Genomic DNA, 19,817 nt, shown 5'->3' with positions numbered 1-19,817 from the left:
CCCGACGGGCAATGGGACTACGACCAGCTCACCCCCACCACCTGGCTCTGGACCAGCCCCCACGACCTCCGCTACCTCGTCCACCCCGACGGCACCACCGAGCTCTGACGCGCACGCTCCGAGCTCGCACAGGGCTGCCCCTGGCAGTCGCTCTCGTGAACCCTCAGACTCTGGGCATGTCTCGGAGCACCCGCCGCGGTTCGCGCCTCTCCTCCCGCCTGGTGGCCACGGCGCTGCTGGCCGGATCCCTGAGCGCCTGTGGCAGCGCGGAGGTCGCGGTCGTCGACGACGTCACCGTCCTGATCGGCGCACGCAGCGGCTCGGGGATGGACGCCCTGCTCCCAGGGCGCCTCGCCGTCGTCGACGGGTGCCTCGGGCTGGACTACGAGGACGGCGCAGTGTCCTACGTCGTCATCTGGCCGCACGGGACCGAGGTCGTGCGGGACAGCCCGCTGACCATCGCCCTCCCGGACGGCGAGGAGCACCAGCTCGGCGACCAGCTCTCGGTGGGCGGCGGCGAGTCGTCGTCCCCGACGGCCGGTGGCATCGACGTCGAGGAGGAGTGCCCCGGCGCGGCCGTCTGGCTGGGCAGCGACTGACCGACGCCTCCGTGCGGCACGATGGCGCGCATGCGTGCGGTGAGCTGTGAAGGCGGAGAGCTGTCCCTGGTCGACCTGCCCGACCCCGAGCCGGGACCTGGCCAGCTGGTGCTGCGGGTGCGGCGTACCGGGATCTGCGGCTCCGACCTGCACGCCCGACGGCACGCCGATGAGCTGGCGGCGGTGATGGACGAGCTGGCCTACGCCCACAGCATCCGCTCCACCGAGCCGACGGTCCTCGGGCACGAGCTGTGCGGCGAGGTCGTCGCGCAGGGCCGCGGCACCGCGCGCTCCTTCCCGCTGGGCTCCCGCGTCGTGGCCTTCCCCCTCGTCCGCGGCACCGAGGGCGTGCACCCGGTCGGGCTGTCGCCGCTGGCGCCGGGCGGGTACGCCGAGCAGGTGCTGGTCGAGGCGTCGATGTCCCACCGCGTGCCGGACGCCCTCGACGACGACCTGGCGGCGCTGACCGAGCCGATGGCGGTGGCGCTGCACGCCGTGCGCCGAGGCGAGGTCGGGAAGCGCGACACCGCGATCGTGCTGGGCTGCGGTCCGGTGGGCCTGGCGGTCGTCCTGCTGCTCAAGTCGCGCGGGGTGCGCACCGTCGTGGCCAGCGACCCCTCGGCCGCGCGCCGCCGGCTCGCACGCGACTGCGGGGCCGACGTGGTGGTGGACCCCAGGGTGGAGTCCCCGTGGACGGCGGCCCCCGGCCGCGGGTGGCGTACGACGGCGCCGGAGCTGCTCGACTTCGCGGTCAGCACCATGGAGCGACTGCGCAGGGTGCCCGGCTGGCAGCACGTGAACCGGGCCGCCGAGCTCGCCGGGGCGGCCGACCAGCCCGCACCGGTCGTGTTCGAGTGCGTCGGCGTCCCCGGGATGCTCGAGCAGGTGCTGACCGAGGCACCACTGGCGTCGCGGGTCGTGGTGGTCGGCGTCTGCATGGCGCCCGACACGATCCGGCCCTCGATGGCGGTCAACAAGGAGCTCGACCTGCGCTTCGTGCTCGGCTACACGCCGCTGGAGTTCCACGACACGCTGCAGCTGCTCGCCAAGGGCAGCGTCGACCCGTCGCCACTGCTCACCGGTGTGGTCGGTCTCGAGGGCGTGCCCGCGGCGTTCGACGCCCTCGAGGCAGCCGACCGGCACGCGAAGATCCTCATCGACCCGAGGCTCACGGGCGCCGAGGTGCGCCTCCGCTGACCCGCTAGAGCAGCCGTCGGTCCGAGGCCCAGCGCGTCAGCTCGTGGCGCGAGGACAGCTGCAGCTTGCGCAGCACCGAGGACATGTGGGTCTCGACGGTCTTGATGGAGATGAACAGCTCCTTGGCGACCTCCTTGTAGGCGTAGCCGCGCGCGATCAGCCGCATCACCTCCCGCTCTCGCTCGGTGAGCCGGTCGAGGTCCTCGTCGACCGCGGCCACCTCGATCGACCCGGCGAACGCGTCGAGCACGAAGCCGGCCAGTCGCGGGCTGAAGACGGCGTCACCGTCCGCGACCCGTCCGATCGCCGCGACGAGCTCCGGCCCGGTGATCGTCTTGGTGACGTAGCCGCGCGCCCCGCCGCGGATGGTGCCGATGACGTCCTCGGCCGCGTCACTGACCGACAGCGCGAGGTAGCGGGTGTCGGGGTGCGGACGCCGCCTCATGACCTCCGCTCCCCCGCCGCCGGGCAGGTGCACGTCGAGCAGCACGACCTCGGGTCGGTGGGTCGCGATCGCCGCGACGGCCTCGTCGACGTCGGCCGCCTCGGCCACCACCTCGACCCGGCCCTCGCCGGCGGCGGCCAGCTCGGCGCGCACCCCGGCGCGGAACATCGCGTGGTCGTCGACGACCACGACGCGGACGGGCTGGCTCACGGGCTCTCCTCCTGCGGTTCACCGGGCTCGGACTCACGGGGCTGGCGCGGCATTGCGAGGCGCACCTCGGTGCCCTCGCCCGGCGCGGTGCGGACCTCGGCGCGGCCGCCGTGACGGGTCATCCGGTCCACGATGCTGCCGCGGACGCCCTGCCGGTCCTCGGGGACCGAGTCGAGGTCGAAGCCGGCGCCCCGGTCGCGGACGAACACCTCGACCAGGCTCGGCCCGACCTCGGCGTACACGTCCACGCGGCCGGTGCCGGCGTGCTTCGCGGCGTTGGTGACCGCCTCGCGGGTCGCGGCGACCAGCGGCCGCAGTCCCTCGGTCATCGGGCACTCCCCCACGACGACCACGTCGACGCTGATGCCGTGGGCGTCCTCGAGCTCGGCGGTCACCGCGCGCAGCGCGCCGGAGACGGTCGCGGCGTCGGTGGTGTCGCCGGCGAAGAGCCAGGCCCGCAGGTCGCGCTCCTGGGCGCGGGCCAGCCGCGCGACGGTCGGCCCGTCGTGGGCCGACTTCTGGATCAGGGCGAGCGTCTGCAGCACCGAGTCGTGCAGGTGCGCAGCCACGTCGGCCCGCTCCTGCGAGCGCACCCGCTCCTCGCGCTCGGCGCTGAGGTCGGAGGCCAGGCGGTAGACCCACGGCCCCACCACGACGGCCAGCGCCGCGACGCCGAGCAGGGCGGCGACCAGCACACCCTGCGCCTGGCCGCCGTTGTCGAAGCCGACGATGAAGACCGCGGCCACGAGCAGCAGCCCGCCCGCCGCGATCCGCGCGTACGACGCCCAGCCACCGGACCCCAGGACGACCCGCACCGGATCGACCCGGCCGGTAGTGTCCAGCCACCGCTCGCGCTGCGCCTCGTCGGCCTGGCGCCACAGCAGCGCGACGCCGGTGAGGCCGATCGCGATCGGCCAGAACACCGCGCCCCGGCCGAGCGTGGCCTCGAGCAGCAGCACCGCGCCCAGGGCCAGCGCCGCGAGCGCGACCGCGGGCCCGACGTCCTGCAGGCGGCGCGACCGGCCCGGTCGCCGGCCGCCGCGGGTGGCGCTCGCGAGCCCGGGCGGCTCCTCCTCGAAGCGTGCGTCGGCCGGGAGGACCAGCCACAGCCCGGCGTACATCGCGATGCCCATGCCCCCGAGCACGGCCGCGAGCAGCATCGCCACCCGCACCCACACCACCGGCACCGCCAGGTGGCGCGCCAGGCCCGCGCAGACACCGCCCAGCACGGGGTCACGGGTGTCGCGGAAGGCCTTGCGCGGCGCGCGGTCCGCGGGCGGGACATGGGTGGAGGTCATGGCCCGACCATCGTCACACAGGGGCAGGGGACCCACCACGGGGATCGACCCCTGCCCGACCCCGGGGGTGCGACCCCGAGGACCAGGGTTGTCCCCGATGGTGCCGGGGACGCCCTGGCGCCAGGCTGGAGCCATGACCGAGACACCGACCTCTCCACCTGGCCCGGCCGGCCCGCCGCCCCCGGGTGACGACCAGGGCCCCCGCACCTCCGGCGAGGAGGTGCGCGACCTGGGCCGCATCCGCCGCTCCACCACCGACAACAAGGTGGCCGGTGTGGCCGGGGGCCTGGCCCGCCACCTCGACGTGGACCCGGTGATCCTGCGGGTGGCGTTCGTGGTGCTCACCTTCTTCGGCGGCGCCGGGTTGATCGCCTACGCCGCCGGCTGGCTGCTGCTGCCGATGGACGACGGGTCCGAGGGCGTGATCCGGATGGAGGACCGCAACCGCGCGGTCGTCCTGACCATCGTCACGGTGCTCGCCGGCCTGGCGATCGTCGCCGAGCTGGCTGGGGACGCCTGGGGGCCGTTCTGGTTCCCGTGGCAGCTGGCCGCGGTCGCGGTGATCGCCGCGGTGCTCATCAACCGGCACGAACGGCGCCGCTCGGCACCCCCGGCGCCGCCCCAGCACGGGCCCCAGCACGGGCCTCAGCACGGGCCTCAGCACGGGTACGGCCAGTCCGCCCAGGGCTGGGTCGGCGAGCAGGCACCGCAGCAGACGTGGGTGGCGCCACAGCAGACCTGGGTGGCGCCCCCGCCGCCCGTGGTCCGGGACCCGCGCCGTCGCGGACCGCGACTGTTCTGGTTCACCGCCGCCCTGGTCACGCTGGCGCTCGGCGTCCTGGGCACCGTCGACCTGGCGGGGGCCTCCGTGGCCGACGGCGCCTACCCCGCGCTCGCGCTGGGCGTGATCGGCACGATGCTCGTCGTCGGCTCCTTCTTCGGCCGCGCCGGCGGGCTCATCCTGGTCGGCCTGCTCACCGTGCCGGTCCTCCTCGGCGCGACCGCCGCCGACCGGATCGACACCGAGCCGCTGCAGGAGGCGCCGACGAGCGCGGCGTCGCTGGACCCGTCGTACCGGATGGGCGTCGGCGAGCTGGTCATCGACCTGCGCGACATCGAGGACCTCGACGAGCTCGACGGCCGGGTCCTCGACATCACCGTGCAGGTCGGGCGGATCGAGGTGCTGGTCCCCCGCGACCTCACCGTCGAGGCGACGGCCACGGTGCACGGGCCCGGCGAGATCCGGCTCTTCGGGGAGCAGCGCGGCGGGATCGACACGCAGGCCACCGAGACGCACGACGGCGGTCCGGGCAGCCCGGTGCTGCAGCTGGACGCCGAGACCAACCTGGGAGAGATCGTGGTGAGGACCCGATGAGCGAGCACGTGCAGGAGCCGGAGCAGATGCAGGAGCAGAAGCCGACGATCTGGGAGGCCGGCCGCCACCCGGTCAACATCGGCCAGCTGGTGATGGGCCTGACGTTCCTCGGCCTGGTCGCGGTGTGGGCGCTGTTCACCACCGACGCCGTGGACGGCGGCGACGTGCGCTGGCTGCTGCCGGTGCCGTTCGTCCTGGCCGGGGCCGCGGGCCTGGTGGCCAGCGCCGTGTCGGGCGCCGCCCGACGCGACCGCTGGAGCTAGCCGCGCTCAGACCTCGAGCAGGTCGCGGGCGGCCAGGCAGAGCTCGGGCTGGTCGGTGATGAGCCCGTCGACCCCCATCTCCAGCAGCAGCGCGGCGTAGCCCCGCAGGTCACCGTGGCCGGCGGGGCCGTCGCCGCCCCGGAACGCCGCGGGCAGGAAGCGGTCCTCGGCACGCAGCGTCCACACGTGCACCGAGAGCCACTCACGGTGCGCGTCGCGGACCAGCCGGGTCGGCAGCACCCGGTCACCCGCGTCGTGGGCCACCAGGGAGTGCCGGGCGCCGATGCCGTCGGCGTACCGCTCGACCAGGGCCAGCCCGGCCGGAGTGACCAGGTCCGCGAAGGTCCGCGGGTCGCCGGTCATCGCCCAGTCCGCGGGCCGCTCGTCGAGCCGCTCGACCAGCTGGATCAGCGGCACCCGGGTCCGGCCGGCCAGCGAGCGCAGCACCGTCGGCTCGAAGCTCATCACGCTGACCCGCGAGCGGCTGTGGTCGCGGCGGTGGCGGCGCAGGTCGTCCAGCAGCGGCTCGGCCAGGTCCAGGCCGAGGGACGCGGAGTGGGCGGGGTCCTTGAGCTCGACCAGCACGCCGACGCTGCGGCCGTGCCGCGCGGACTCCTCGGCCAGCATCGTGAGGACCTCGTCGAAGGTCGGCACCCCCAGCACGCCGTCGTACGCCGCTGAGCCGGCGCGCAGGGCGGGCCAGCGCTCGCGCGCACGCACCAGCCGGACCTCGTCGAGGGTGAGGTCCTCGACGAACCAGCCCTCCACGGGGCGGCCGTCGACCACCCGGGTGCTGCGCCGGTGCGCGAGCTCGGGACGGTCCGCCACGTCGGTGGTCACCGAGAGCTCGCTCTCGTGCCGGGCCACCAGCACCCCGTCGGCGGTGCTCACGAGGTCGAGCTCGATCTCGTCGGCGCCGAGGGCGATGGCGTGGCGGTAGGCCTCGAGGGTGTGCTCGGGCCGGTGGCCGCTGGCGCCGCGGTGACCGGCGACGGCCGGCGTGACGGCCAGCGAGGACGTGCGGCGCACCGCGAGCCGGGAGACGGGTGTGGTGGTCACCCCGCCACGGTGCGAGCCCCGACCCTCACCCCGGCGACGCCGGGGTGAACGGTCGGGTGAACGTCAGGTGATCAGTGGCCCCTCAGTGGCCCTCGAGGCCGGTGATGCGCAGACCGGCGTGGGTCTTGTACTTGCGGTTGATCGAGATCAGCACGGCCGTGAACGGCTCGAGCTGGCGCGCGAGGCGCAGCTTGCCGCCGTCGATGCCGCGGCGACCGGTGACCGAGGCGGCGAGGTCCATCGCGACCTCCTTGGCCTCGAGCACGTCGCCGACGACGAGGACGTCCTCGTCGAGGAAGTCGTCCTCGCCCCACAGCAGGACGGCGGAGACGTTGTGGAAGGCGCCGACCACGGTGGCCTCGGGCTGCAGGCGCTGGGCCTCCTCGGCGGCCGAGCCCTCGCCGCCGTCGACGACGCGGCCGTGGGCGCCGCGCTTGTCGAAGGCCAGCGGGTTCACGCAGGAGATGACGGTCTTGCCGGCCAGCGGCAGCGAGGCGACGAGCTCGTCGTGGCCGTCGTAGGGGACGGCGAGCAGCACGACGTCGGCCTGCTCGCAGGCGTCGGCGTTGGCGGCCCCGGTGACGGTGCCGGCACCCTCGACGCCAGCGAGGCGCTCGGTGACCTCGGCCGCGACCGGGACGGCCTTCTCGGCGGCCCGGGAGCCGAGCACCACGTCGTGGCCGGCACGGGCGAAGCGGTAGCCCAGCCCCTTGCCCTGGGGGCCGGTGCCTCCCATGACGGCGACGCGGTAGGTGGTGGGGGTCTCGCTCACGAGTGGTCCTCTCCTGGACGCGGACGGGTCGTGCCGGATCTTCGCACCCGCTGCTCACCCTGCCGACGTGGAGCCAACCCTTGATACCGTCGCGGGCGTGTCCGGCGGGTTCCGCGGTGATGTCCAGGGGCTGCGCGCCGTCGCAGTCCTCACGGTCGTCGCCGCCCACGCGGGGGTGCCCCACCTCCCGGGGGGCTTCGTCGGGGTCGACGTCTTCTTCGTCATCTCCGGCTTCCTCATCTCCGGGCTGCTCTTCTCCGAGCTCCAGCGCGGGGGCGCGCTCTCGCTGACCGGCTTCTGGGCCCGTCGGGCGCGGCGCATCCTGCCCGCGGCGACGGTGGTCCTGGTCGCGACGGTCGTGATGTCGCTCTTCTGGACCACGATCATCGACGCCCGAGACGTGCTCGACGACGCCGCCTGGTCCGCGGCGTTCCTCGCCAACGTCCACTTCGCCCAGCAGGGCGTCTACTACTTCGCCGCCGAGACCGGGCCCTCGCCGCTGCAGCACTACTGGTCGCTGGCGGTGGAGGAGCAGTTCTACCTCGTCTGGCCGCTGCTGCTCATCGGCGTGACGGTCGCTGCGCGCGTCCTGAGCCGCCGCGGCAAGCAGCAGCGCCTGGCCCGTGGGTCGGTGCTGGCCGTGCTGCTCGTGGTGACGGCCGCGTCGTTCGCCTGGTCGGTGCACGTCACGCAGACCTCGCCGACGTCGGCGTACTTCTCGACCCCCGCGCGCGTCTGGGAGCTCGGCATCGGCGCCCTCGTCGCCCTCGTCGCCCCCCGCCTGGCGTCGCGCCTGCCGCGCCTGCTGGGCTGGCTACTCTCGCTCGCCGGCGTCGCCGCGATCGCCGCCGCGGTCGTGGTCATCGACGAGACCACGCCCTTCCCCGGGTACGCCGCCGCCCTCCCCGTCCTCGGTACGGCCGCCCTGCTGCTGGTCGGCTCCACGCCCGGGCTGCTCCTCGCCCCGGTCCGGTGGCTGCTGGACAACCCGGTGATGCGCCGGGTCGGTGACTGGTCCTTCTCCCTCTACCTGTGGCACTGGCCCGCGCTGGTCCTCACCGAGCGCAGCGCCGGTCGCGAGCTCACCGCCGTCGAGACCGCCGCGGTGGTGCTCGTCGTGGTCAACCTCGCCGCGCTCACCTACCGCTTCGTCGAGCAGCCGTTCCGCCACGGGTTCCCGGCGCGCCGACTCACGGTGCCCCGCAGCCTGGTCCTCTACCCCGCCAGCCTCGTCCTGGTCGCCGCGACCGTGGGCGGCGGCTGGTGGTGGACCGGCGTCCAGGGCGGCGAGGACGGCGACAACCCGGCGATCACCGTCGACGAGGCCGCCCGGCTGGCCGAGCACGAGCGGGCCGTCGCCCTGGTGCGCGCCTCGGTCGAGGCGGCCCGCAACGAGGTCGACATCCCCTCCGACCTCACCCCGAACCTCCTCGACCTGCGCAGCTCGATCGCCGACGTCGGCGCCTGCGACTACGAGGACGCCGACGTCCGCGCGCTGTGCCCGCGCGGGGACAGCTCCGGCGACCGCACCCTGGTGCTGCTCGGCGACTCCCACGCCCGGGCCTGGATCCCGGCGCTGGAGCAGATCGCCTCCGAGCACGGCTGGCGGGCCTACTACCTCGTCAAGCCGCAGTGCCCGGCCGCCCACGTCACGGTGGCGCCGGTCCGCGAGGCCGTCGTCTTCGAGGCCTGCGAGGAGTTCCAGGAGTGGAGCATGGCCACGGTGGCGGCACTCTCCCCCGACCTCGCGATCGTGGCGTCCTCACCGCCGGTCAACGGCGTCTGGGTCGACGGCGAGCGCCACGAGCAGCTCGACGAGGTGGCCGACGTCCTCGAGGACGGCTACGACTCGCTCTTCGACGAGCTCGACACCGCCGCCGACCGCACCGTGCTCATCCGCGACGTCCCGAAGGCCGGGCACGACCCGGGCGACTGCCTCACCAGCTCGCGGCCCAGCCTGCTGGACTGCATGTTCACCCCCGTCGAGCGCTCGACGCTGCTCGGCGACGTGGCGGTCAAGGTGGCGCTGCTGCACGGCGCCGACGTGGTCGACCCGACCCCCTGGCTGTGCTGGCAGGACCTGTGCCCCGTGGTCATCGGCGACACGCTGTCCTACCGCGACACCGACCACCTCACCACGGAGTACGCCGCGGCGCTGGCGGGTGCGCTCGGGCGGGCCCTGGGCCTCGCCGACGGGTGACCACGTCTCCCTCCCGGACCGATCGTGACACTGATACTGTCACGGTCGACGTACACCACCCCGGAGCCGTGGAGGTCCCCATGAAGCTGTCGATGCCGCTCGTCTACGCCGGCAACCCGCGCGAGACCGCCGACCAGGTCGTCGGCCTGGAGAAGGCGGGCCTGGACCTGATCTGGGTCGCCGAGCCGTACGGCTTCGACGCCCCGACCCTGATGGGCTACCTCGCTGCCAAGACCGAGACCGTGCAGATCGGTGCGGGCATCCTCAACGTCTACTCCCGCACCCCCGGCGCGCTGCTGCAGACCGCCGCCGGCCTCGACAACGTCTCCGGCGGACGCGCGGTGCTCGGCCTCGGCGCCTCGGGCCCGCAGGTCATCGAGGGCTTCCACGGCCTGCCCTACGACCGCCCGCTGACCCGCACCCGCGAGGTCATCGAGGTGCTGCGGATGGGCCTGCGCCACGAGAAGCTCGACTACCAGGGCAAGACGATCTCGCTGCCGCTGCCCGAGGGCGAGGGCCTGGGCCTGGGCAAGCCGCTGAAGCTGCTCAACAAGCCCGAGCGCCCCAGCGTCCCCCTGTGGGTGGCCGCCCTCGGCGACAAGAACGTCGCGATGACCGCCGAGGTCGCCGACGGCTGGCTGCCGTTCCTCTACTTCCCCGAGAAGGCCCACCAGGTCTGGGGCGAGCCGCTGGCCCGCGGTGCCGCCAAGCGCTCGGCCGACCTGGCCCCGCTGGAGATCTGCGCCGGCGGCATGGTCGCGATCGGCGAGGGCCCGGAGACCAAGGCGCTGCTGGACTTCATGCGCCCGATGTACGCCCTCTACGTCGGCGGCATGGGCGCACGCGACAAGAACTTCTACAACCAGCTGGCCTGCGAGTACGGCTTCGAGAAGGAGGCCAAGGAGATCCAGGACCTCTACCTCTCGGGCAAGAAGAAGGAGGCCGAGGCACTGGTCCCGCTCGAGTGGCTCGAGGCGGGCAACCTCGTGGGTCCCGAGTCCTACGTCAAGGAGCGCATCGCCGCGTTCAAGGAGTCCGGCGTGACGCACCTGTCGGTCACCCCGGCCAGCGACGACCCGGCCGGCACCATCGCCCAGATCAAGGAGTGGGTGTCCTGAGCACCCGCGGCGCCGCCCCCGTCGCGAGGGTGCGGACCTCGGTCCGCGCCGTCGAGGGGACCTCGGTCCGCGGGGGCGGCAGCCGCAGCTCGGTGCGCACCGCCGGCAGCTGCTCGCCGGCGGAGCCCGCACCATCCGCAGGAGCCGCAGCACCGAGCGGCTCGTCGCGCGTCGGCCGCAGCCGGCCGACCAGGCTCCAGGCGCCGCTGAGCAGCGTGAGCCACGCCGGGATGCCGACCAGGTAGGCCGGCACGACCCAGAGCGGGTGGACCTGCCAGGCCAGGACCAGCCCAGCCATGATCGGTGCCACGACCAGCACCGCGGCAGCCCCGACCAGGGCGAGGCGTCCGAGCCTCGCCCTGCTGGGTACCTCGTCGGTGGTCATGCCTGTGGTCGTACCTGTGGTCGTGCCTGTGCTCATGTCAGTGCTCATGCCTGTGTGTCCCCCATGCGCCGCTGGCCTCCAGACAACCAAACGATCGACGTCAAGGAAAAGTCACGGTCCGATGATCGAACAAGTCCGGACGGTCCCTCCAGACCCGTCGGACCCCGTTCAAGCACCCGTCTTGGCCGGTGGGCCAGGTCACGTGGCGCGCCGCCCGGTCGTTAGCCTGAGTCGATGAACGAGCAGCCCACCCCGCAGCAGGTACGCCGGGCGCTGGCCCGCGTCGAGCGTGGCGCTCGGCTGGATCCGGCCGAGGCGACGGTGCTGCTCGCCGCGTCCGGCGAGGACCTGCAGCGGTTGTGCACCGCGGCGGCGCGGGTGCGCGACGCCGGCCTGGAGGCCGCGGGTCGTGCGGGCGTGGTGACGTACTCGCCGAAGGTGTTCATCCCGGTCACGCGGTTGTGCCGCGACCGGTGCCACTACTGCACGTTCGTGGAGACCCCGGGCCAGGCGGCCCGGGAGGGCCGGGCGCCCTACCTCTCGCCCGACGAGATCCTCGCGATCGCCTCCCAGGGGGCGGCGATGGGTTGCCTGGAGGCGCTGTTCACCCTCGGCGACCGGCCCGAGGACCGCTGGCCCGAGGCGCGCGCGTGGCTCGACGAGCAGGGCTACGACTCCACGCTGGCCTACGTCCGTGCGATGGCGGTGCGGGTGCTGGAGGAGACCGGGCTGCTGCCGCACCTCAACCCCGGCGTCATGTCGTGGGAGGAGATGAACCGCCTCAAGCCGGTCTCCCCGTCGATGGGGATGATGCTCGAGACCACCTCGCGGCGGCTCTTCGAGACCAAGGGCGAGGCCCACTTCGGCTCCCCCGACAAGGACCCGGCGGTGCGACTGCGGGTGCTCGAGGACGCCGGTCGTCTCTCGATCCCCTTCACCACCGGACTGCTGGTCGGCATCGGCGAGACGCTGGAGGAGCGTGCGGACACGATCTTCGCGCTGCGCGGCTCCGCGACGGCCTACGGGGCGATCCAGGAGGTGATCGTCCAGAACTTCCGGGCCAAGCCCGACACCGCGATGCGGCACGCCGACGACCTCGGCCTGGACGAGTACCTCGCCGCGATCGCCGTCACCCGGCTCGTGCTGGGCCCCAGGGCGCGGGTCCAGGCACCGCCCAACCTCACCGACCTCGCCGAGTGCCACGCGCTGCTCGGCGCCGGCATCGACGACTGGGGCGGGGTGTCCCCGCTGACGCCGGACCACGTGAACCCCGAGCGCCCCTGGCCCTCGGTGGAGCGGTTGCGCGAGATCAGCGCCGAGGCCGGCTTCGAGCTGGCCGCGCGGCTCACGGTCCACCCGGAGTACGTCCGCGCCTCGCTGGCCGGTGACGCGGCCTGGATCGACCCCCGCGTGCGGTCCCACGTGGCCGCCCTGGCCACCCCCGAGGGGCTCGCCCGACCCGGCGTACGACCCGAGGGGCTGGCGTGGCAGGAGCCCGACGGTGGACTGGAGTCCACCGGCAGGACCGACCTGTTCGCCGCCATCGACGCAGAGGGGCCAGGAGGGGGCCGCACCGAGGACCGGCGCTCGGACTTCGCCGAGGTCTACGGCGACTGGGAGAGCGTCGGCGCCGCGGCGACCATCACCGGAGCCCCCGCGGTGCTGCACAGCGAGGGCCGCGAGGCGCTGGCCGCCGCCGAGGCCGACCCGGGCAACCTCTCCGACGAGCACGCCCTGACCCTGATGACCGCCGAGGGCCCGCTGCTGGAGCAGGTGTGCCGGCTGGCCGACGACCTGCGCCGCGAGGTCGTGGGCGACGACGTGACCTACGTGGTCAACCGGAACATCAACTTCACCAACGTCTGCTACGTCGGCTGCCGCTTCTGCGCCTTCGCGCAGCGCAAGACCGACGCCGACGCCTACACGCTGTCGATGGACGAGGTCGCCGACCGCGCTGCGGAGGCGTGGGACCTCGGCGCGACCGAGGTGTGCATGCAGGGCGGAATCGACCCCGACCTGCCGGCCTCGGCGTACTTCGACCTCGCGACCGCGGTCAAGCAGCGGGTGCCGGAGATGCACGTGCACGCCTTCTCGCCGATGGAGGTCGTCAACGGCACGGCCCGCACCGGCCTGTCGGTGGAGGACTTCCTGATCAAGGCCCGCGAGTCGGGGCTCGGGTCGTTGCCGGGCACCGCGGCGGAGATCCTCGACGACGAGGTCCGCTGGGTGCTGACCAAGGGCAAGTTACCCGCCCGGACCTGGATCGACATCGTCTCCACCGCGCACCGCATCGGGCTGCCGACGACCTCGACGATGATGTACGGCCACGTCGACAACCCGCGGCACTGGGTCGGCCACCTGCGCGTCCTCTCCCGGATGCAGGACGAGGCCCTCGAGCACGGCGCCGCCCGGTTCACTGAGTTCGTGCCGCTGCCCTTCGTGCACACCTCCGCACCGATCTACCTCGCCGGCGTCGCCCGCCCCGGGCCGACGATGCGCGACAACCTCGCGGTCCACGCGATGGCGCGGATCCTGCTGCACGGGCGGATCGACAACATCCAGACCTCCTGGGTCAAGCTGGGTGTCGAGGGCACCCGGGCGATGCTCCGGGCGGGGGCCAACGACCTCGGCGGCACCCTGATGGAGGAGACGATCTCCCGGATGGCCGGCTCCGAGCACGGGTCGGCCAAGACCGTCGCCGAGCTCGTCGACATCGGCGCCGGCATCGACCGACCCGTCCGCGAGCGCACCACCTTGTACGCCGCCCGTTAGGGGTCTCCCCCACGATGGAGCCATGGCCCTGTCGTGGACGAACGCCCTGATCGCCGCCGGCTCCGCCCTGGGCGGGGCACTGGCGCTGGTGCTGGCCGCGCACGTCGCGTTCCGGCTGCTGGCACGGCGCTGGCCACCGGGAGCGGCGCTGTCGGACTCCGCGCGCGTCCCGTTCCGCGCCCTCGCGCTGGTCCTCGCGGCCAACGGCTGGGTCGCCAGCGTCCGGCCACGCGGGGCCGAGCACTGGGCGTGGTCGGCCGGCGCACTGGGCCTGCGCATCACCGGCATCGTCGTCGGCGCCTGGCTGCTGTGCGCGGTCCTGCTCTTCCTCGAGGACCTCACGCTGGGTCGCGCCCGCACCGACGTCAGGGACAACCGCGTGGCGCGCCGGGTCCGGACCCAGGTGCTGCTGGTGCGCCGCCTCACGGTCGCCGCGGTGGTCGTGGTCGCCCTCGGTGCCATCCTGCTCAGCTTCCCCGGCGTGCGCGCCCTGGGCGCCTCCGTGCTCGCCTCCGCCGGCCTCATCTCCGTCGTGGCCGCCCTGGCCGCCCAGTCCACGCTGGCCAACGTCTTCGCCGGCATCCAGCTGGCCTTCAACGACGCCATCAAGGTCGAGGACGCCGTCATCGTCGAGGGCGAGTGGGGCACCATCGAGGAGATCACGCTCAGCTACGTCGTGGTCCGCATCTGGGACGACCGGCGGATGATCCTCCCGTCCACCTACTTCACCACCACGCCGTTCCAGAACTGGACCCGGCGCAACTCCGAGCTGATGGGGTCGGTCGAGATGGACCTGGACTGGCGCGTGGACACCGACCGGCTGCGCGCGCACCTGCCCACCGTGATGGCCGCCGCCGGCAACCTCTGGGACGGCCGGGTGTCGCACCTGCAGGTGACTGACGCCGTGGAGGGGTTGGTCCGGGTACGCGTGCTCGTGACGTCGTACGACGCCCCCACGCTCTACGACCTGCGCTGCCACGTGCGGGAGGCGCTGGTGGGCTGGTTGCGGGAGGAGCAACCGGACGCGCTACCCCGCTGGCGGATCGCCTGAGGGGGTGGGACGGTCCGGCCGGTGGCGTGCCTAGGTTGGCTACATGAGCCAGAGCGAACCGACCGACCTGGATCCCGACGCCACGACCGCCGCGGAGAGCTACGGCGACTACAGCGTCGACGACGAGGACCAGCCCGTCGGGCTGGACAACCTCACCGACGTCGAGGGCGACGTGGAGGACGAGCTCGACCGGGGCTACTCACCCCCGGAGAAGTACTCACCGGCCCAGGGCTACGGCAACACGCCCTACGAGGAGGCCACCGGCGAGTCGCTCGACCAGCGGATCGCCCAGGAGGAGCCGGAGCCGGACCCCTACGCCGAGGTCCCGACCGAGAACCTCGACGACGGCGAGGTCGGGGACGAGCGCGCCGGACGGCTCGTCGACCCCGACCAGGGCCTGGGCGAGGACACCGAGAAGGACCTCGTGGGCGACGACGTCGGCATCGACGGCGCCGCAGCCTCCGCGGAGGAGGCAGCGGTCCACGTCGTCCGCGACGAGTGACCCGGAGAGAGTAGAACCTGTTCTAGTCCGGCAGTAGGGTGCCGAGGTGCGCTTCAGCCTCAGCACCGCCTACCTGCCCGTGACCGAGCTACCCGCCCTGGCGCGGGCAGCCGACCGGCTCGGCTACCACGCTATGGCCGTCCCCGACCACGTCGTGGACCTGGAGACCCTCCAGACGCCCTACCCCTACACCGCCGACGGTGAGCGACGGTGGGACCGGGACGCGGCATGGCCGGACCCGTGGGTGCTGATCGGGTCGCTGGCGGCGGTGACGACCCGGCTGCGCTTCTTCACCTCAGTCTACGTCCCGGCCATCCGCAACCCCTTCCAGGTCGCCAAGTCGGTGGGCACCGCGGCGGTGCTCTCCGGCGACCGGGTCGCCCTGGGGGTGGGCATCGGGTGGTGCCGCGAGGAGTTCGAGCTGCTCGAGCAGGACTTCCGCACGCGCGGGCGTCGCACCGACGAGGCGCTGCGGCTCATGGAGGCGCTGTGGGCGCCCGGCTGGACCGAGTTCGACGGCGAGTTCTACTCCGCCCCGCGCATGGTCATGGAGCCGACGCCGGGCGAGCGCATCCCGGTCTACGTCGGCGGGCTGTCGGAGGTCGCCTTCCGTCGCGCCGCCCGCCACGACGGCTGGGTGGGCGACCTCTACACCGTGGAGGAGGCGGCGTCGCACGCCGCGACCCTCGCCCGGATGCGCGAGGAGGCCGGCAACGAGCGCGACTTCTCGGTCATCACCGCGCTCACCGACGCCTTCACCCCCGAGCAGTTCGCCCGGGCGGCCGAGCTGGGCGTCACCGACGTCATGACCATGCCGTGGGCCTACTACCACGGTCTCGACGTCAGCCTGGAGCAGAAGCTCGACGGGCTGGAACGCTTCGCCCAGGACGTGCTGCGGCCCCTGGGAGTGGCGGAGCACCCGGAAATGTAGAGAACCGCTGGTGTCTCGGGTCACCAGCGGTTCATGAAGAACACTAAGCCGCGAGCCGGCGCCTGTCAGGTGAACGACCGCGAGATCCCGCCATGCGGGCGAACTGGTCCAGCCCACCAGCCCACTACATTGGCGTCGTGAGCACCCCGAACGAGCAGCCCGAGACCCAGCCCACGGCGCCTGGGTCGCCCGAGTCGCCGGAGCCGAGCGAGCCGTCGCGGCCGTCCAGCTCCGAGAAGCAGCCCGAGAACCCGCTGCGCGGGTCGCGGACCAGCGGCGTGTGGGTCGGGACCGTCGGGCTGGGCCTGCTGCTGGTGCTCCTGGTCGTGTTCATCGCCCAGAACACCGACACCACCACGGTGCGGTTCCTCTCCTTCGAGGGGGAGGCACCGGTGGCGGTCGCCCTCCTGATCGCCGTCGCCGCGGGCATCCTGCTCACCGCGACGGCCGGCTCCCTGCGAATCCTCCAGCTGCGCCGGCGGACCCGGAAGGTCACTCGAGGCTGAGCTCGACCATCAGCTCGTCGGCGATCTGCTCCAGGGCGGCGCGCAGCTCGTCGAGGCCGGACCCGTCCGGGGCACTCAGCTCGGCGTCGACCTCGAACAGCAGACCACCGGCCATCGGAGCCTCTCGCAGGTCGGTGGCCAGGCTCTCGATGCCGACCCCGTGAGCGGCGATCGTGCGCGAGATCTCCGCGACGATGCCGGGGCGGTCGGTGCCCAGTAGGTGCAGCGCCACACTGGTCGGGGACGACTCCGCGGGAGCGTCGGTGCGGCGTACGTCGACGCGCAGCCCGTCGCCCGCCAGCGCCGCCAGGTCGGCCTCGAGCGCCTCGACCGCAGCCTCGGGCACGCTCACCAGCACGATGCCGGCGAACTCACCGGCCAACCGCGCCATCTGCGACTGCTGCCAGCTGCCGCCGTGCCGCTCGACGGGGGCGGAGACCGCCGAGACCAGCCCGGGACGGTCGGCTCCGATGACGGTCAGGACGAGGTGGGCCTGGGGGCTGCTCATGCGGTGGAGCGTACTGCCGGCTCCGGTCGCGACCCGGCCAGCGGCATCAGCGGTCTCATCGAGGCCACGACGGTCCAGGGCAGCACGTCGACCGCGAGGAGCGCCACCGCGCCGGAGATGGTCTTGTCGGCCAGCGAGGTGATGATGTTGGAGCTGGCCACGGCCAGCCACGACGAGTTCACGACGTCCTGGATGATGACCCGGACGTCGTCGGCGCCGTTGCCGGTCTCGCCGTTGAGCGCCAGGATGATCGGCACGGCGAGCACCGAGCAGCACAGGGCCGTGATGGCGCTGAGCCCGAAGAAGCGCGGGACGGTGGTGCCCATCCGGAACCGCCGCACGCCGTAGCCCCAGACCAGCGCCCCGGCGACGTTGACGACGGCGAACGGGATGGAGTCGTAGCCGGAGATGCCGACGCCGAGCAGGTTGCTCGACAGGCCCACGCCGGCACCCCACCAGGGGCCCAGGATGATCGCGGTGACCGCGGTGCCGACCATGTCGAGGTAGAGCGGGATCTCCAGGACGTCGACGAGCCACCGGCCGAAGAGGTTGATCGCCAGGCAGCCCAGGCAGAGCAGGAGTGCCGCCTTCACGGTCGGCGGTGCCGGCGGCGGCGCCGGGGGCTCGGGCGGCAGCTCGGGCTCCGGGGCGGGCGCCGGCTCCCCCACCGGCGTCGGTGCGGCCCCGGCGTGGGCGGTGCGGCAGCGCTCGGCCCACTCGTCGACCTCGGCCTCGCTGGCACCCAGGGCACGGACGATGTCGAGCACGAGCGCGGTGTCCATGCGGCGACGGCCCTCGCGGAAGGCGTCGTAGACGGTGGTGCGCGCCGGGCGGGAGTGCGCCTCGGCGCCTCCTCGCAGCTCGCGGATCCTGGCGATGCGCAGGGCGATCTCGGCGTAGGACGGGGACCCCGCAGCCGCGCGGCGGGCCTGGAGGTCCCCCGCGATCTGGTCAAACGTGGTCATCCGAGCCTCACGGCGAGAAGGATAGGGGTGACGGCCGACCCTGTTAAGGGTTTCCGCGCTACACCCCCGAACAAGTCCGAACATGTCCGAACACGCGGGGCCGCGTATGGTCTCCCGGTGACTGTGCCAGAGACGGGGCCCGCGGAGCCCTCGGCCACCCCCACGTCGTACCTCGAGCGCGTCGACCCCGACGAGCTCGCCACGACGCTGAAGGTACTCTCCGAGCTGCACCTGCTGGCGCCCGACCACCCCGACGTGCGCACGGTCAAGCACGCCACCGGGCACATGTGGAAGCTGATCAAGAAGACCCGTCGTGCTGCGCTGCGCGCCGAGCGAGCGGCCCACGACCGTGCCGTGGTCGAGCGCACCGCCACCGGCTCGGCCCTGCGCATCGACGACGAGACCGCCGGCCTGCCGCTGGTCTCCACCGCGCAGGGCGCCTACGCCGGGGAGCTCATCACCGCCCGCGGCTGCTACATCTGCAAGACCGACTACACGTTGGTCGACGCGTTCTACCACGGCCTGTGCCCCGACTGCGCCGCGTTCTCCCACTCCAAGCGCGACCAGCGCACCGACCTGACCGGCCGCCGCGCGCTGCTCACCGGCGGGCGGGCCAAGATCGGCATGTACATCGCGCTGCGGCTGCTGCGTGACGGGGCCGACCTGACCATCACCACCCGCTTCCCCAAGGACGCGGTGCGCCGGTTCGCGGCGATGGAGGACTCAGCCGACTGGCTGCACCGCCTCACCGTGGTCGGCATCGACCTGCGCGACCCGACGCAGGTGGTGGCGCTGACCGACGACGTGGCCGCGGCCGGCCCGCTCGACATCCTCATCAACAACGCCTGCCAGACCGTGCGGCGCAGTCCCGGCGCCTACTCCCAGCTGGTGGAGATGGAGTCGGCCCCGCTGCCAGACCTGCCCGTGCTGCCGGAGATGGTTTCCTTCGACCGGATCTCCGAGGCACACCCCGCGGCGATCACCGGGGCGCTGCGCGAGCACTCCGTGGCCCACCACGAGGGGGAGTCCGCCGAGCAGGCGCAGGCGGCGCACAACGCCGCCAGCCTCACCGCGCTGGCACTCAAGGCGGGCCACGCCTCCCTCGACGCGCACCTGGCCGGCACCGCCGTCGACGCCGGCGGGCTGCTGCCGGACCTGCAGACCACCAACTCCTGGACCCAGGTCGTCGACGAGGTGGACCCGCTGGAGCTGCTCGAGGTGCAGTTCTGCAACGCGATCGCGCCGTTCCTGCTGGTCTCGCGCCTGCGCCCCGCGATGCGCGCGGCGATCGCCCGCGGTGCGCGCCGCGCGTACGTCGTCAACGTGAGCGCGATGGAGGGGCAGTTCGGCGGACGGCGCTACAAGGGCGCGGGACACCCGCACACCAACATGGCCAAGGCGTCGCTCAACATGCTGACGCGCACCTCGGCGACCGAGATGTTCGAGACCGACCGGATCCTGATGACCTCGGTGGACACCGGCTGGATCACCGACGAGCGCCCGCACCAGGAGAAGCTGCGCATCGCCGCCGAGGGCTGGCACGCCCCGCTGGACCTCGTCGACGGCGCGGCTCGGGTCTACGACCCGATCGTGCGCGGCGAGGCCGGCGAGGACCTGTTCGGCTGCTTCCTCAAGGACTACGTCAAGGCGCCCTGGTAGGG

Annotated in this window: 19 protein-coding genes; 12 read left to right on the top strand and 7 right to left on the bottom strand. The window is 73.3% G+C overall.

The window, feature by feature from the left end:
- Nucleotides 1-176: 176 nt before the first annotated feature.
- Complete coding sequence (locus A6R01_RS07815; RefSeq protein WP_292604906.1) at nucleotides 177-599, top strand: hypothetical protein; 423 nt, start codon at nucleotides 177-179, stop codon at nucleotides 597-599.
- Nucleotides 600-629: 30 nt separating this feature from the next.
- A complete protein-coding gene (locus tag A6R01_RS07810; RefSeq protein ID WP_292604905.1) occupies nucleotides 630-1,796 on the top strand; it encodes a zinc-binding dehydrogenase in 1,167 nt (388 codons plus the stop codon).
- Nucleotides 1,797-1,800: 4 nt separating this feature from the next.
- Here A6R01_RS07810 and A6R01_RS07805 read toward each other — a convergent pair whose 3' ends face one another.
- Complete coding sequence (locus A6R01_RS07805; RefSeq protein ID WP_292604904.1) at nucleotides 1,801-2,451, bottom strand: response regulator transcription factor; 651 nt, start codon at nucleotides 2,449-2,451, stop codon at nucleotides 1,801-1,803.
- On the bottom strand, nucleotides 2,448-3,749 hold the full coding sequence (locus tag A6R01_RS07800; protein ID WP_292604903.1) for an ATP-binding protein: 1,302 nt from the start codon (nucleotides 3,747-3,749) through the stop codon (nucleotides 2,448-2,450). The genes A6R01_RS07805 and A6R01_RS07800 overlap by 4 nt, the downstream gene beginning before the upstream one ends.
- A 133-nt stretch (nucleotides 3,750-3,882) precedes the next feature.
- Here A6R01_RS07800 and A6R01_RS07795 point away from each other — a divergent pair, with 133 nt between their 5' ends.
- Both A6R01_RS07795 and A6R01_RS07790 read left to right on the top strand, forming a co-directional pair.
- Nucleotides 3,883-5,124, top strand: a complete 1,242-nt coding sequence (locus A6R01_RS07795; RefSeq protein WP_292604902.1) for a PspC domain-containing protein — start codon at nucleotides 3,883-3,885, stop codon at nucleotides 5,122-5,124.
- Entirely contained in the window at nucleotides 5,121-5,387 is a 267-nt protein-coding gene (locus A6R01_RS07790; protein WP_292604901.1) for a hypothetical protein, read from the top strand. The genes A6R01_RS07795 and A6R01_RS07790 overlap by 4 nt, the downstream gene beginning before the upstream one ends.
- 6 nt (nucleotides 5,388-5,393) lie before the next feature.
- On the opposite strand, the gene A6R01_RS07785 is transcribed toward A6R01_RS07790, so the two are convergent.
- Together A6R01_RS07785 and npdG are read right to left on the bottom strand one after the other, a co-directional pair.
- Nucleotides 5,394-6,446 (bottom strand): glycerophosphodiester phosphodiesterase family protein, encoded by a 1,053-nt coding sequence (locus A6R01_RS07785; RefSeq protein WP_292604900.1) that lies wholly within the window; start codon nucleotides 6,444-6,446, stop codon nucleotides 5,394-5,396.
- Between the two features lie 82 nt (nucleotides 6,447-6,528).
- Entirely contained in the window at nucleotides 6,529-7,218 is a 690-nt protein-coding gene (npdG, locus tag A6R01_RS07780) for an NADPH-dependent F420 reductase (protein WP_292604899.1), read from the bottom strand.
- A gap of 97 nt (nucleotides 7,219-7,315) precedes the next feature.
- On the opposite strand from npdG, the gene A6R01_RS07775 reads away from it, so the two are divergent.
- Nucleotides 7,316-9,418, top strand: coding sequence for an acyltransferase family protein (locus tag A6R01_RS07775; RefSeq protein ID WP_292604898.1), 2,103 nt, complete (start codon nucleotides 7,316-7,318; stop codon nucleotides 9,416-9,418).
- Nucleotides 9,419-9,498: 80 nt separating this feature from the next.
- Nucleotides 9,499-10,536: an LLM class F420-dependent oxidoreductase gene (locus A6R01_RS07770; protein WP_292604897.1), complete on the top strand. Its 1,038-nt coding sequence runs from the start codon at nucleotides 9,499-9,501 to the stop codon at nucleotides 10,534-10,536.
- Here A6R01_RS07770 and A6R01_RS07765 read toward each other — a convergent pair.
- On the bottom strand, nucleotides 10,517-10,921 hold the full coding sequence (locus A6R01_RS07765) for a hypothetical protein (RefSeq protein ID WP_292604896.1): 405 nt from the start codon (nucleotides 10,919-10,921) through the stop codon (nucleotides 10,517-10,519). The genes A6R01_RS07770 and A6R01_RS07765 overlap by 20 nt on opposite strands.
- Before the next feature lie 234 nt (nucleotides 10,922-11,155).
- Here A6R01_RS07765 and A6R01_RS07760 point away from each other — a divergent pair, with 234 nt between their 5' ends.
- From A6R01_RS07760 to A6R01_RS07740, 5 genes are all read left to right on the top strand, one after another.
- On the top strand, nucleotides 11,156-13,693 hold the full coding sequence (locus A6R01_RS07760) for a bifunctional FO biosynthesis protein CofGH (protein WP_292604895.1): 2,538 nt from the start codon (nucleotides 11,156-11,158) through the stop codon (nucleotides 13,691-13,693).
- 22 nt (nucleotides 13,694-13,715) lie between these two features.
- A complete protein-coding gene (locus A6R01_RS07755; RefSeq protein WP_292604894.1) occupies nucleotides 13,716-14,744 on the top strand; it encodes a mechanosensitive ion channel domain-containing protein in 1,029 nt (342 codons plus the stop codon).
- A gap of 43 nt (nucleotides 14,745-14,787) precedes the next feature.
- Nucleotides 14,788-15,246, top strand: a complete 459-nt coding sequence (locus tag A6R01_RS07750) for a DUF5709 domain-containing protein (RefSeq protein ID WP_292604893.1) — start codon at nucleotides 14,788-14,790, stop codon at nucleotides 15,244-15,246.
- A 46-nt stretch (nucleotides 15,247-15,292) separates the two neighbouring features.
- On the top strand, nucleotides 15,293-16,177 hold the full coding sequence (locus A6R01_RS07745; RefSeq protein ID WP_292604892.1) for a TIGR03619 family F420-dependent LLM class oxidoreductase: 885 nt from the start codon (nucleotides 15,293-15,295) through the stop codon (nucleotides 16,175-16,177).
- A gap of 137 nt (nucleotides 16,178-16,314) precedes the next feature.
- Nucleotides 16,315-16,683, top strand: coding sequence for a lipopolysaccharide assembly protein LapA domain-containing protein (locus A6R01_RS07740; RefSeq protein WP_292604891.1), 369 nt, complete (start codon nucleotides 16,315-16,317; stop codon nucleotides 16,681-16,683).
- On the opposite strand, the gene A6R01_RS07735 is transcribed toward A6R01_RS07740, so the two are convergent.
- Together A6R01_RS07735 and A6R01_RS07730 are read right to left on the bottom strand one after the other, a co-directional pair.
- On the bottom strand, nucleotides 16,670-17,191 hold the full coding sequence (locus A6R01_RS07735) for an ACT domain-containing protein (protein WP_292604890.1): 522 nt from the start codon (nucleotides 17,189-17,191) through the stop codon (nucleotides 16,670-16,672). The genes A6R01_RS07740 and A6R01_RS07735 overlap by 14 nt on opposite strands.
- Entirely contained in the window at nucleotides 17,188-18,156 is a 969-nt protein-coding gene (locus A6R01_RS07730) for a hypothetical protein (RefSeq protein ID WP_292604889.1), read from the bottom strand. Before A6R01_RS07730 ends, A6R01_RS07735 begins: the two co-directional genes overlap by 4 nt.
- Nucleotides 18,157-18,273: 117 nt before the next feature.
- On the opposite strand from A6R01_RS07730, the gene A6R01_RS07725 reads away from it, so the two are divergent.
- The gene (locus tag A6R01_RS07725; RefSeq protein WP_292604888.1) at nucleotides 18,274-19,815 is read left to right on the top strand and encodes an SDR family NAD(P)-dependent oxidoreductase; all 1,542 of its coding nucleotides are present in this window, start codon (nucleotides 18,274-18,276) and stop codon (nucleotides 19,813-19,815) included.
- The last annotated feature ends 2 nt before the right edge of the window (nucleotides 19,816-19,817 follow it).

Origin of the sequence: Nocardioides sp. REDSEA-S30_B4 (assembly GCF_001627265.1) — a bacterium.
Taxonomy (GTDB): Bacteria; Actinomycetota; Actinomycetes; order Propionibacteriales; family Nocardioidaceae; genus Nocardioides.
This window is presented reverse-complemented; position numbering and strand designations above follow the sequence as displayed.